Annotated in this window: 7 protein-coding genes; 2 read left to right on the top strand and 5 right to left on the bottom strand. The window is 36.5% G+C overall.

What is annotated here, in order from left to right; translation table 11 throughout:
• The first annotated feature begins 1,229 nt into the window (after positions 1-1,229).
• Positions 1,230-1,958, top strand: a complete 729-nt coding sequence (locus JOC76_RS04145; protein ID WP_205176305.1) for a YwaF family protein — start codon at positions 1,230-1,232, stop codon at positions 1,956-1,958.
• Positions 1,959-2,093: 135 nt separating this feature from the next.
• On the opposite strand, the gene JOC76_RS04140 is transcribed toward JOC76_RS04145, so the two are convergent.
• The 5 genes from JOC76_RS04140 to JOC76_RS04120 form a co-directional block, all read right to left on the bottom strand.
• The gene (locus tag JOC76_RS04140) at positions 2,094-6,563 is read right to left on the bottom strand and encodes a coiled-coil domain-containing protein (RefSeq protein WP_205176303.1); all 4,470 of its coding nucleotides are present in this window, start codon (positions 6,561-6,563) and stop codon (positions 2,094-2,096) included.
• The gene (locus JOC76_RS04135) at positions 6,541-7,290 is read right to left on the bottom strand and encodes a DUF6063 family protein (protein WP_205176301.1); all 750 of its coding nucleotides are present in this window, start codon (positions 7,288-7,290) and stop codon (positions 6,541-6,543) included. Before JOC76_RS04135 ends, JOC76_RS04140 begins: the two co-directional genes overlap by 23 nt.
• Position 7,291: 1 nt before the next feature.
• Positions 7,292-8,803, bottom strand: coding sequence for a hypothetical protein (locus tag JOC76_RS04130; protein ID WP_239557519.1), 1,512 nt, complete (start codon positions 8,801-8,803; stop codon positions 7,292-7,294).
• Positions 8,794-9,867 carry a Wadjet anti-phage system protein JetD domain-containing protein gene (locus JOC76_RS30695; protein ID WP_205176297.1) on the bottom strand — a complete coding sequence of 358 codons (1,074 nt, stop codon included), beginning with the start codon at positions 9,865-9,867 and terminating at the stop codon, positions 8,794-8,796. The genes JOC76_RS04130 and JOC76_RS30695 overlap by 10 nt, the downstream gene beginning before the upstream one ends.
• 267 nt (positions 9,868-10,134) lie before the next feature.
• Entirely contained in the window at positions 10,135-10,671 is a 537-nt protein-coding gene (locus JOC76_RS04120) for a PadR family transcriptional regulator (RefSeq protein ID WP_205176295.1), read from the bottom strand.
• Between the two features lie 316 nt (positions 10,672-10,987).
• Between JOC76_RS04120 and JOC76_RS04115 the strand changes: the two genes are divergently transcribed.
• Positions 10,988-12,220 (top strand): cytochrome P450, encoded by a 1,233-nt coding sequence (locus JOC76_RS04115; protein WP_205176294.1) that lies wholly within the window; start codon positions 10,988-10,990, stop codon positions 12,218-12,220.
• Positions 12,221-12,273 lie beyond the last annotated feature (53 nt).

Genomic DNA, 12,273 nt, shown 5'->3' with positions numbered 1-12,273 from the left:
TATAATCTTTAAACATAAGGACACTTCTTTCTGATTAAGATTTGGTAGGGGTACTTAAATTTTATCAGAAGATGTCCTTTTTGTTTTGAAAAAAATCAAAGCCTGTGAAATTTTACTGCTCGTAAAATTTCACAGGCTTTTTAGGTTCTAGGAGGGGTTTTGTCCCAGCCTCTTTTCTGATTGTGGCTCTTTTTAAATTAATAATACCCTTTGTACCTATTGGGAGTATCTGAACAGCGATTCTTTTCACTTCATTTTTAAAGAAAATCATAAAAGAGTAGCTCCTTTTTCTAATTCACGATGTAACACTTCTCCCATCCGCTTAATACCTTCAATAATATTCTCTTTAGGCTTATCACACAAAATAAAAACATACAACATTATAATTGCATGGCGAACAATATTAAGTTTGTAAGCTTGTGTTTATCACTGGAAACTTACAATTGCTTTATATATGATTAATAGATACTTAAGTTAATTTTAATCAGGTTTTAATTATTAACATCCTAATTTCTAATATAGTAGTGACTAGAGACATCTCAATTAAATGTTTCAACTATCAATTAACTTGCCTTTACACTTTATCACTATCATCGAAAGGGGCGTTTAAAATGACGGTCCTTTTTATTGTACTAGTAAATGGTGCCTCTTCCCGTTTTACTACTTCAATATAAAATCAGAATTATGAACATTAGGCATGTTTTACATTTAATACAAACAATTTTCCTACTTAACTACCCTAAAAAACAGTATGTTTTACGAAATTTATATAAGTAAAAGTTAAGGAGCAAAGAACATGAAGATATATATTTATGACATCATAGTAATTTGTTCAGGTTTAATCTTTGGTACATTCCAAATATTTATTGATCACACGAGACGGATTAGTTTTGAATTAACCGGAATCCTATCCTTTGTTTTATCTATTTGGCTTTGTATTTCGTGTATCAAATCTTGGAAGGAAAAATAAAGAAGAATGGGCATTTACGTTGATAAAGAAATGCCCGTTCAGTTCAAGTTCCCTACCCTTCAGTCTTTTTGTTTTATTCTCCACATATATGGCAATATTTATTTTCCAAAATAAAATCTCTCCTCTTTAAGTACTTGTTCTATCTCCCATAAATAAGACTCACATGCACTTAGCTTTCAATACATTAAAGTTTGGTATATTAATGGAAGAATTTGCCCCAAATTAAATGGAGAAATGATTAAAATAATGGGGTAAAAAAATGCATGCTTTTTTTAAATATCATTCCAATCTTCATTCATTCCGTCATTTTACAGTGGAACACTTTTTGCCACTCGGTATAATTTTAGTTTTAAGCGCTCTCCTGTTTATTTTTAGAAACATGCTAAAAGAGAAAAGTAAAAGAAGATATTTAAGTTTCTTTTTGGCCATTCTCCTATTTTTTTCTACCACTTTGGAGCAAACTTGGCTTCTATATGAGCATGCCTGGTCGTTAAAAAGGTCTTTACCTCTTCAACTTAGTGATCTTTCAGTCATTCTCGCTATTTTGATGCTGTTGATCAGGAGTAACAAACTTTTTCAATTTATGTACTTTGCAGGGTTAGGAAGCTCAATTCAAGCTATTCTGACTCCAGATCTTGGAAGATATTCGTTCCCGCACTTTGAATATTTTGAGTTCTTTGTCTCACATGGAGGGGTGGTGCTGGCTTGTATATTCATGGTTCTGGTTTTCAATTACAGCCCGACTCTTCAAGGGATGTGGGTAACCATTCTTATTGTAAACATTTATTCAGGCATTGTTTTTTTACTTAATAAATGGCTGGGAGCTAATTATCTATATATCATGAAAAAACCAAAATCAGCTTCTCTTTTGGATTACCTTGGACAGTGGCCATGGTATCTTCTCTCAATGGAGATGGTGATGATGTTAAGTTTTTATATTTTGTATAGTCCGTTTTGGATAAAAAGAATGAAGGAGGCAGGCAAATAGAAAAGCGCCGATTTTTATATAAAAGCAATCTTATTGGATCATTAGGTATTTATTAAGCAACATATTCTAAAATAATAATCTCACCTTCCATCAGAAAGTGAGATTTTAACGTTTTTTCTCGATTCTATCATTTTTTTACCTTACCTGAGAAACTTCCTCTCCCTGGTAAATCCGAAAGGCTGGAACGATTGTATCCGAAACAATTTCTTTTCCTTTTTCACGAATGAAATCCAATTTATAATAAGCATCAAATCTTTGGCTGATTTCCGTTTTTACCAGTTCCGGTGGAGTGACGACGATGAATTGGAACTTCAATTTTTCAGCAACTGCGAAGATCGGATCAAGGACATGTGCCGATGCAGCTTGCCCGAACGGATTATCACAGACTAAAGGAACCCAACTTTGATCGGTTTCGCTTTTACATGATAATAACATCATCATCATCACCATGCGAGCCGATAACTTCTGTCCTCCACTACCATCTGATTTCGTCTTAGAACCCTGATTAATGGTCTGCCAGGTTGAATAATGCTCCCTTTGCGGTTTTCCGTACATAAAGGCATTATCCGTCCGCATATTATAGACAAGCAGCTCAGGATATCGATTCCGTAGGGATACAAATAAAATTTGCTCATCACTAATAAGTTGTTTTATTTCTTGGTCTAAGGATTGATTCACATCATCAATCACATCGAATTGTTTGGTAATTTTGTTAATAGCAGCCACAAAATGCTGCTTCAATAGTGGTTCGATTTCTTCTGCCTTTTTAGGCAAGATATCTTCTTTGAGCTGGACAAGCGGAAAAGACCCTCGTTCATTTTTTAGCTTCATTTTCGCGATCATGGAACGAATCGCCTCAGAAATACTCATCGCTTTCATGCTGGCCCGGCTAGCCCAGAAGTTTTGGGCGTTTTCTGCCCTTTCTTTATCTCGTTCTAATTGCTCCAATCCACTTTGTGAAAAACGTTTCATATTTATAACGATACTTTGGATATGTGTATAATGCCTTGTATCTAAATGATCCAGTGTTGTTAGGACTTCATTTTTAAAGCGAATCTCCCAATCTTTGCCCTCAATCGTAAGCTTTAAATTACGCAATGATTGTTCGATTTTTGCGTGCTTCTCTTGTCCTTCTTCCTGAATCGCTTGATGTTCTTCACACCAGGACAAGATACCTGCTTTTCCTTGACTCTTAATTCTTTCTACATCATTTTCCGTAAATGCCGCTGCTTCTTCCTTGAGGATAACGGATAAGGTTAATAAATCGCCTTCGAAGCCCGAAATTCTCGTTTCGGATTCTTTTTGTCGTTTCTCCGCCTTCTTTACTTCCTCTTTCGCTAGTTTCGTTTGGTCTTTAATTTCAATCTCCTTTATTTCTAACTCAAGGTCTTCCCATGCTTCAGGCTGTTTATCATGCTTTTCGACCTTCTTACCTGACTTGTCGCGCTGTTCGGTCGCAAGCTTAAAGGAGGTTTCTGCTACAGTTACAGCCGTACCTTGTTCCCGTTCTTCTTTATCTGCAGTCTTCGCTTCCTTTTGAGCGGTTTGGAGCATATTTTCTAATATACTGATGGGTTCATCCGGTTCTGGAACTTGATTCCAATCCTTATTTTGCGAATCGAGTTTTTTCTCTAATTTCTTTTGCTGCTTTTGTTCGGTCTCTCTTCTTGCTTGAATCACCAGTAGTTCTCTAGCCTGTTCTTCCTTAGACTTTTGAAGCTGTCTTAACTCTTCAATACTTCCATTTATCTCTTTTAATAAATATGGGGATAGGCGTGGGACCTCTTCACATGGGTCTGCTTTTTCATCTGCCGGAAAAGCTGCCCCCTCTATAAAGAAAGATATCTCTTTGATCGTTTGTTCGGTCGTAAGTTTCCACTCTACATACGTTTGATTCCACTTGTTTTTTAGGTCAACGATTTCTTCGTGCTCTTTTACTATTTCTTGCTGTTGAGAAACTAGTGTCTCTTGTTGTTTCTGTTTTTCTAGTCTCACCCGTTTATTTTCTTGATATAGGGACTTTTCTTGGTCAAACCCCTCTAATGTATCAACATCTTTTGAATGCTTTTCTATTTTTCGCTTAGTATGTTCCAACTGTTCTTTAAGCTGAAGCTGTAATTCCTTTTCTTTTTCTTCTTGTGTAATGATTTCCTGTAATTTCGATTTCTTGGATAGAAGAGCGTTCTGTTCTTGATGGAGTGCCCTTTCGATATCACTAGATAGCTCGCCTAATAAAAAACGATCGATTTCTTTTAATATTCGACGGTAGGAAGTTTCTGTTTTTTCAATTTCAACAAGAGTATCTTTCTTTTCATCTATTTGTTTAGCAATCTTTATTTTCCAGTTAGTAAATAGATTTTTATCGGTTAAAAGTTCTCTCTCGGTTCCGTTTATAAGCACAAAGGATGGTTGGTGATTTTCGTACTTCATTTCCTCACGCAGGAATATGGGAACAGGACTTTTAAACATCCTACCGGAAAGGAACTGCTGATTAATTTTTTGCCATTGATGTTGACTGACGACCAAACCGTATGGAAGGAACGGATACCTCAAAAGATAGTTTGTCATTTCATCTATACTTAATGATTGAAGAAATTGAGTCCCATAAAATACATCAATGCCGGTCTTCTTATCAATCCATTCCTTTAATTCTTTGACATCTTTATTGGCAATCCAGAAATGCTCATCATTTAAGGAATGGTCAAGTTGTGTTTCCCATAGGTCTTTTTTAATTTGTTCCCCTTGTTCACGGTTATGGACCAGCAATTCTTCTATCTGTGTGGCATATTTCGATAAGAGAGAATGTGTAAAGGGCGCCGTGACACCATCTAATAAACCATGAAGCTTATCTAATAGTTTTGTTTCTTTTTGCTTTTGCTCTTCATTTGCAAGCTTTAATTCTGCACATTTTTCTTCTGAAAACTGAATGGATTGGACGAGTGTCCCATGTGAAGTGGCAAGTTGATTTTGCCTTTCACTAGATTCTTTCTCTTTTGCTTGCAGCTCTTCTAACTTACCCTTTTTGTCTTCCATTTGTTTATAAAGGGAATCGATTAGCCCCTTTAAATCATAGGTTAAGCGGTCGCCAAATTCTTGAACCAGTGCCGGTTCCTTTGATTCAAAGTTATGTATATCTGTATAGAGAAAATCAATTTCCGTACTAAGCTGCGCAATGTCTTTGGTCTTTTGTTTATCCTGGCGTGACAGCTCCGTTCCTTTTTTATTGAGAAACTTTTGATACCCCACATACTGTTTAACTGCTTCTTGAATGGAGAGAAAGGAAAGTTCCCATTGCGAGCTGGCTTCTTTTTTGATTTCATCCATTCTTTGATTCACTTGTTCTAAACCACTATTTTGTTCCAATTTCTCGATTTGCTGTGAAAGAGAGCGGATACTCTGGTCGTTTTCAAACCACTCTTTCAATAAAAGTTGAAACGCCACTTGTTCTTTTCGTTCCTGCTTTTCTTTCACCATCTCTAGTAAAGAGGTATGTTTGGTCCGTTCTTCCACTAATTTCTTATCCCAATCCATCACCTCTCTGTGAGCTTTTGCATACTCTAAGTTGTCTTTTTGAAACCGTAAATCTGCTTGCCTCCTTATTAATTTTTCAATGTCCTTTTCTAACGTAAGCAGGGATTCCTCTTCCGTTTGTTTCAAATGCTCTAAAGCCCCAAGAAGTTGTCTTCCTACCTTTATACTTTCCTGAATAATTTCTTTATGTTCTACTCCTTGAGCAAGGTGCTCTTCAAATGGAACAATGTCTTCTAAAAACTCTTTATGGGCTTGCTCTCTTTTTAACAGAATAGGCAGGTCCTTCGCGATACTTGCCTGGCTCTTGAAAATCTCTACAAGATCGTTCTTTTGTTGTTCGGAGCGATGTAAGACTTGACTAACTGTCGGGATAATTCTTTTTTGGAACAGGGAATAATCATCCTCAGCTCCTTCAAAGTATTTCCCAACACCCCCTTCATCCTTGTTGATGTCCTTCATAATATCCCAATCTTTACGGTTAATGCCGTATGTATCAAGGATGCGATAGTGCTTCTTCGTATCTCGGTAAACGTCATATCCATTCCATTTTAAGTAATCCTTCAAGCTTTCAGTTTCAGCAACCTCATCGTTTTCATAAAGTGGAATATGATCTAATGCTGCCTCTTCTTTCCGATCAAATTCTCTTGTATAGAATGTAATATTAGGAAGGATCTTTGCTTCCTGCTCCAGTGTTTTACTTTCATTTCCACTTTCTTCACTCATCGAAATCCGTTGTTCGGCAGAGAACATGCCCCCCGTGACTAGATGCCTGCGGTCAGCACCGTCCAATTCCCATTGAATAAGAACATGAAAGGTATAGGGAATAAATTGTTCTTTATTATTAAAGAAAAACTGCTGATAATAACGGTTGTTTTGTTTTCCCCACGAAGTTCCAGGTTTCAGTATCTGGAAAATCGTTTGCAGGAACACACCTTTCCCGCCCCCATTCATCATGGCGATGAGGCCATTTGTGGATGTCTCATCATTATGGAAATTAAATATGGTATCTTTGTATTGCTTTTGCATGCCATCATACTTGAGGCCAACAATTCTAATGCGATGGATTTTCGGCATGCTCCTCCTCCTCCTCTGATATCATTAATTTTTTAAATAATTCATAACGGTCATAATCGTGATACAAGTATTCAATTCGCTCAAAAAGCTCTTGTTTTGGAATCGCCTTTGGAATATCGTCGCGGTCAAGGATGACAATTAACCCTTCCGTCTCTAATAAACGCATCGCACCCGCAATTAAGCCAATTCTGGTTCGTCTATTTCCTTTTTTAACAGCATAATCGTCCGTGTCGACCTCCATGTATTTCCATGTGGTCACCACTTCTTTCATATCAATTCGTTCTTCTTCCCCAAAGGTAGGTTTCAATTTCAAAATGCTATCCCAATTCATGATGAGGTCGTTCACTTGCCGCTCTAATGCGTAGTAACTGATTCCTTCCCGCTTTGTGCGAATTTTTGCCGCTTGGTTACGGTCAATTGCAGCTAAAAATGACATAATGATAACGCTCATTAGATGAAAGTGTTTCTTCGTTTCAACTTGCCGATGTTTTTCTTTCAAATGAGTAAAATTCGTCGCAAAGACAGAGCCGGTTGGCTGGACCACCAATTGGATGCGCTTTGGTGTTTCAATGATATATGTACCCGATTCGTCTGCTAATAAAAGAACAGTCTGCCTTACTTCCGGATGAAAATAAGCCTGAAAGTGTTCACTATTCTCGTCGATTACTTTTTCTTTTAATAGAGTAAAATAGACGGCTGAAGCCCTTTTGATCGTTTCTGCATTCATATTATTTCTCCTCCTGTACACAAATTTTAAAAGGAGTCATTTTCATTCTATACCAATTGAAAGGCTCCGCTCGATGATCAAATGATGTAAAAATCTTTAAGCCTTCAAACATTTGAAATTGTGGATACTCCATCATTAATTTATAAAGAAGAATTTCCCTTTCATCGCTTAAAGTCTCTTCTTTTCGATGCAATACTTGAACCTTCAGCGGCTTTTTATCAAACATCATCCATAAATCAATCGTTTCAGATTCCTCAAACCATAAATCCTGCACTTCTAATGGCAACTCTACTACATTAGCTAATGAAAACTCACCGTATGTTTGTAAATATTGAAACACATAACTCCATGCCTTAATAACAGAGTCCCAGTTCGTTACGCGCTGACGAGTAATGCTTTCTTCCACCTCATCTTCGATGACAACGGCCGACGTTTGAGTTTCGTTAAATTCTTGTTCGCCCCAAATCCAATCGAGCGGTAAAATAAACTCATTTTTGGGTGAAAATAAAGGAGATAGCACTCGTTCTATTTCATTAAATCCTTGAAAGCCTTCCTTCATGAACCAATTTTCATAAAAATGCTCACGAAAAGAAACTAAGCTGTTTTCCCAGAACAAGGAAGGGTTTTCCGCTTTTAATTTCATCTCATAGGAGATATTTTGAATAACTAATTTAGCAAAACGATCATGCAATTGCCTTGTATGGCCAATTTTTTCTTGAAGAACAATCAGTTCTTTCTGAATATAATCATCTTCTTCGTTCCTTCGTTTTGTTTTTTCGATCATACTCGTGATGGTACGGAAGTGATTTTTTTCTTCTTCAAATTGCTTTTCAATTTCCACACGTTTGTCAGCCCTTTGCCATTCTTCTTCCATCAATAAGATTTTGGGATTGTTAATCATTTCCTTTTGAAAGGTAAATTCATTGGCCATTAAGCGATTTACTCGTGAAATGAGGTGATCGAGGTTTCGAGTAGCTTTGCGGAAATTACCGTTTTTAATCAACTGCATACTATAGAGTTGTTCAATCGTGATGGAGAACTCCTCTGCCATTTCCCTGCTCATAAAAATCATTTCCTGAGCAACATCCGTGAGTTTGTAAACAATCGATCCGCCCATCTCTAAATTCGTATATAATTCATCCATGATGACATAACGGAATGTTTGCGTTTCCCAGGATTGTCTTATTTCATCATAATATAAGGCTTCAAACGGTTTACTAAACTCTTCTTTTCCCTGATATAAAAGCCCACTGGTCATCCGTTCAATTTGCTTATCGTCTGCTAAGAGCCTCATTTGCTTAATCGAATCTTGCACCATATACTTGATATCAGCTTTGCGTCTATGATCATCATCATTTAATTCTCGATAAAAGATGGTGAGGAGTACTTGCATGAGAATGGTTTGAATATAGGGTTTCAGTTCCCCTACTTCCATTCCCCTCCCAAGCTCAAACAATGGATTTAATCGTTGCATTCGATTGGCGAATCCTTCCCATGATTCGTTCACAGCCATCTCCTCCATGATTCGATTGTTAATACTTCTTGAGCGATCCGTTTATTGTCATGCCATAATTGCCGTAATAGCGCTTGTTCATCGTCAGTAAACCATTGAAAGAATAGATCACGGTATTGAGTATTTTGTGTTTGGCCCACCTTCTGGTTATTCCTTTGTTCTAAACAATCAAGCATTTTGCGATAAATTTTCAAGGCTGGCTGGATACAGCAATCTGGGTACTTTTCGATTAAGCGAATGAGAATACCGTATCCGGCGGCATCAAGGTCTCCCGCATAATAGAAAAGGTAGGGTTTAGTCGGAAACATTCGGAAGAAAAAAGAGAAGCTCCGTTCAATCTTCGTCCCTTCACCATAAATAATCAGTTCAGGTTCATAATCGAGTTCATTTGCTTCCAATAACTTGATAGAAGTATGAAAGAAAGATAGATTTTCCACAATCAAGACCCGCTGAATATCTTTTAGTTCTTTCCCTTGTTTGATCCAAAACACAAAAGGCTCCCCATAGTTCACCATTTTAAGCTGTTCTACCGCTACTCCAATTCTAGCTAAAAAGCCTTTTCCGGCAGGAAAGTTATCTCCATCTAGTAAGAATTTTTCATGGCCAAAGAGTTCGAGGCTTCTTTCTTCGACCGAAACGATTTCCCGTTCCTGACTGGACTTTAAAAAAGTATAAACATTTTGGATTCGGTTCCATTCCTCCTCCGTTTGCCATTCAGGATGACGTTCATAATAGGAAAAATCAAACAAATCTCCTAATTTCATCATTGCGAGACGATCCCAATTGGCTGCCTGAACTTTAATATTCACCCAATAAAATAAGGAAAGTGCTGGCGTCCTTCCATTGTATTGATGATTTTGAATGGGGATCAGTTGTCCCTCAGCTTCCAATGTTTCGATTGTCCGGTAAAACAACGAATAACCGTCCATTTCAAAATAATCATCCAAACGCTTGCGCAACTGAATTTCTAAATCATTAATATTTATTTTCTTTTTTTGTTTCGGGTGTTGGATATCTTCAATGAAACTTCTCACCCTAGCTTCAATGACATCGATTGTAATCACCTACTTAAATCTTTTAAACGTCGTATGGTTTGACTTCTAAAAACCAATTTGCACATCCTTATATTATAAACTAGTTGAGTCATTGCAGGTAAATGAAATTTTAATAGATTAATATAATAAAAAACGACTATCAATATGATAGTCAAAGTCGGTAGCAAATAAGCAAGGGATCTCATTAAGCGTAAATTTCTAAATCCATTTCCTGCCTGAAATACGCATTGTTAAACGGCATGCCTATGTACATCGTAAACATAGCCATGCTGTTTTTCATTTCATTTCCTCAAACCGTTTTATAAAAGTTAAGAGCTTTTCCATCCAATGAATATTGTGTTCTGATTGACTAAAGGCATGTTCACTTATAAATCGAACCGCCGTCTTCTGTTTTTCATCCAGATATTCCATTCGTATTTTTGCCTGCTTATATTCATCCCAACGATTCTTTTCTTTTTTTATCGTTTCCTCAAGGTAAAAAGCTGCCTTGACTGGATCAACGTATTGTAACAGATAAATGGTTATGTACAAATCTTCTATCTTTGAGACTTTTTTAAAGCTGTTATAAATCTCTTGCTCAAGAAAACGTCTTCCTTCGGATGTAATCCCGTACATGGTTTTGTTTGGTCGATTGACGATCTGAATGGATTTGACAGGTTCAATAAGTCCTTTTTTCTGTAGGGCCTCAAAATTATAATAAAATTTTCCTTCACTTATTTTTATCGGAATTACATCTAGTAATGCTTTCTTTAATTGATAAGGGTTGCTATTTTCATTAGCCAAGCTCCCTAGTATAAATAACGAAAGAGACACAGAAAAATCTCCTTTCTTATAATTAATTCTATAAACCCTTAAATTTTATCATAATAGTCATCATCATTCCTCCATTCAACTTCATTCTTTGCAGTTGAAACGTTACTTTTCCTACACCATATAGTCTCTGTAAAGCGTGTAACACAAGAGTAATAGTAACTATTTTTAGAATATTGTGAAAGATTAAAATCAGTACCATATACTCTATAAAAAGTACTCTGATTGGAGTAAATTTAAAAAGGTAAGAGACATGAGGTAATACATAATTAACTATATTATTACTTTTTGTAAATTCATTTATAGGAGGAAGAATATTATGAATAAAGAAGTAATTCCAATGAATGAAATCACCAATTTCCAATCACGTGCGGAGGAGTTTTTTCCTATAAATTGGTACAGAAAAATGCTTCACAATCATCCTATTTATTATCATGAAAAAACAAATACATGGAATGTATTTAAATATGAAGATGTGAAACAGGTGTTAAGTAACTATGAATACTTTTCAAGTGAAGGTCCTAGAACAACCATTTTTGTTGGGGCTAAAGACAAACATGAAAAAACTTCCCCTATTATGAATATTACCCTTTTGGATCCACCTCAGCACCGAAAAGCACGCTCCTTGTTAGCAGCTGCTTTCACTCCCCGCAATTTAAAGAATTGGGAGCCGCGTATTCAACAGATTGCAACCGAACTTGTGGACGTCATACAAGAAGACTCTACAGTTAATATTGTGGAAGCCTTGGCTGGTCCATTGCCTAGTCTAGTCATTACTGATTTATTTGGAGTACCGGTACAAGACAGGGATCAATTCAAAAAATGGGTTGATATTCTATTCCAACCTTATGACAAAGAAAGACTGGAGGATATTGAACGGGCAAAAGAAAATGCTGCCAGAGAATACTTTCAATATCTCTATCCAATTGTTGTTCAAAAACGTTCGAACCTTTCGGATGATATTATCTCTGACTTAATCCAAGCTGAAGTAGATGGCGAAAGGTTTACAGATGAGCAGATTGTACAGACCACCATGTTGCTTTTAGGTGCGGGGGTTGAAACTACAAGCCATGCGATTGCCAATTCTTTCTTTTCATTGCTCTATGATAATCAGTCTTTATATAGAGAACTAAGAAATGATATAGAATTAGTGCCAAAGGCAGTAGAGGAAATGCTTCGATATCGTTTTCATATGTCCAGGAGAGATCGTACTGTTAAACAAGACAATAATTTATTAGGCACTGAGTTAAAAAAAGACGATGTTGTCATTGCGTGGATGAGTGCATGTAATATGGATGAAAATATGTTTGATGACCCCTTCTCTTTAAACATTCATCGTTCAAATAATAAAAGACATCTGACATTTGGAAATGGTCCACATATCTGTTTAGGTGCGCCTCTTGCACGATTAGAAATGAAGATTGCTCTAGAGACATTCTTACAAAATTTTTCTCAAATCGAACCGGTAGAAGGGTTTCAATTAGAAGAAAATTTAACTGCTTCAGCAACAGGACAGTCCTTAACTTATCTACCGATGAAGGTTTATAAATAAGAATGTAATCATGGTTTTTAACCGACGAAACCTTTAAAGAATAAAATCATATC

It is taken from the genome of Neobacillus cucumis (assembly GCF_016908975.1).
In the GTDB taxonomy this organism is placed as follows: domain Bacteria; phylum Bacillota; class Bacilli; order Bacillales; family Cytobacillaceae; genus Neobacillus; species Neobacillus cucumis.
This window is presented reverse-complemented; position numbering and strand designations above follow the sequence as displayed.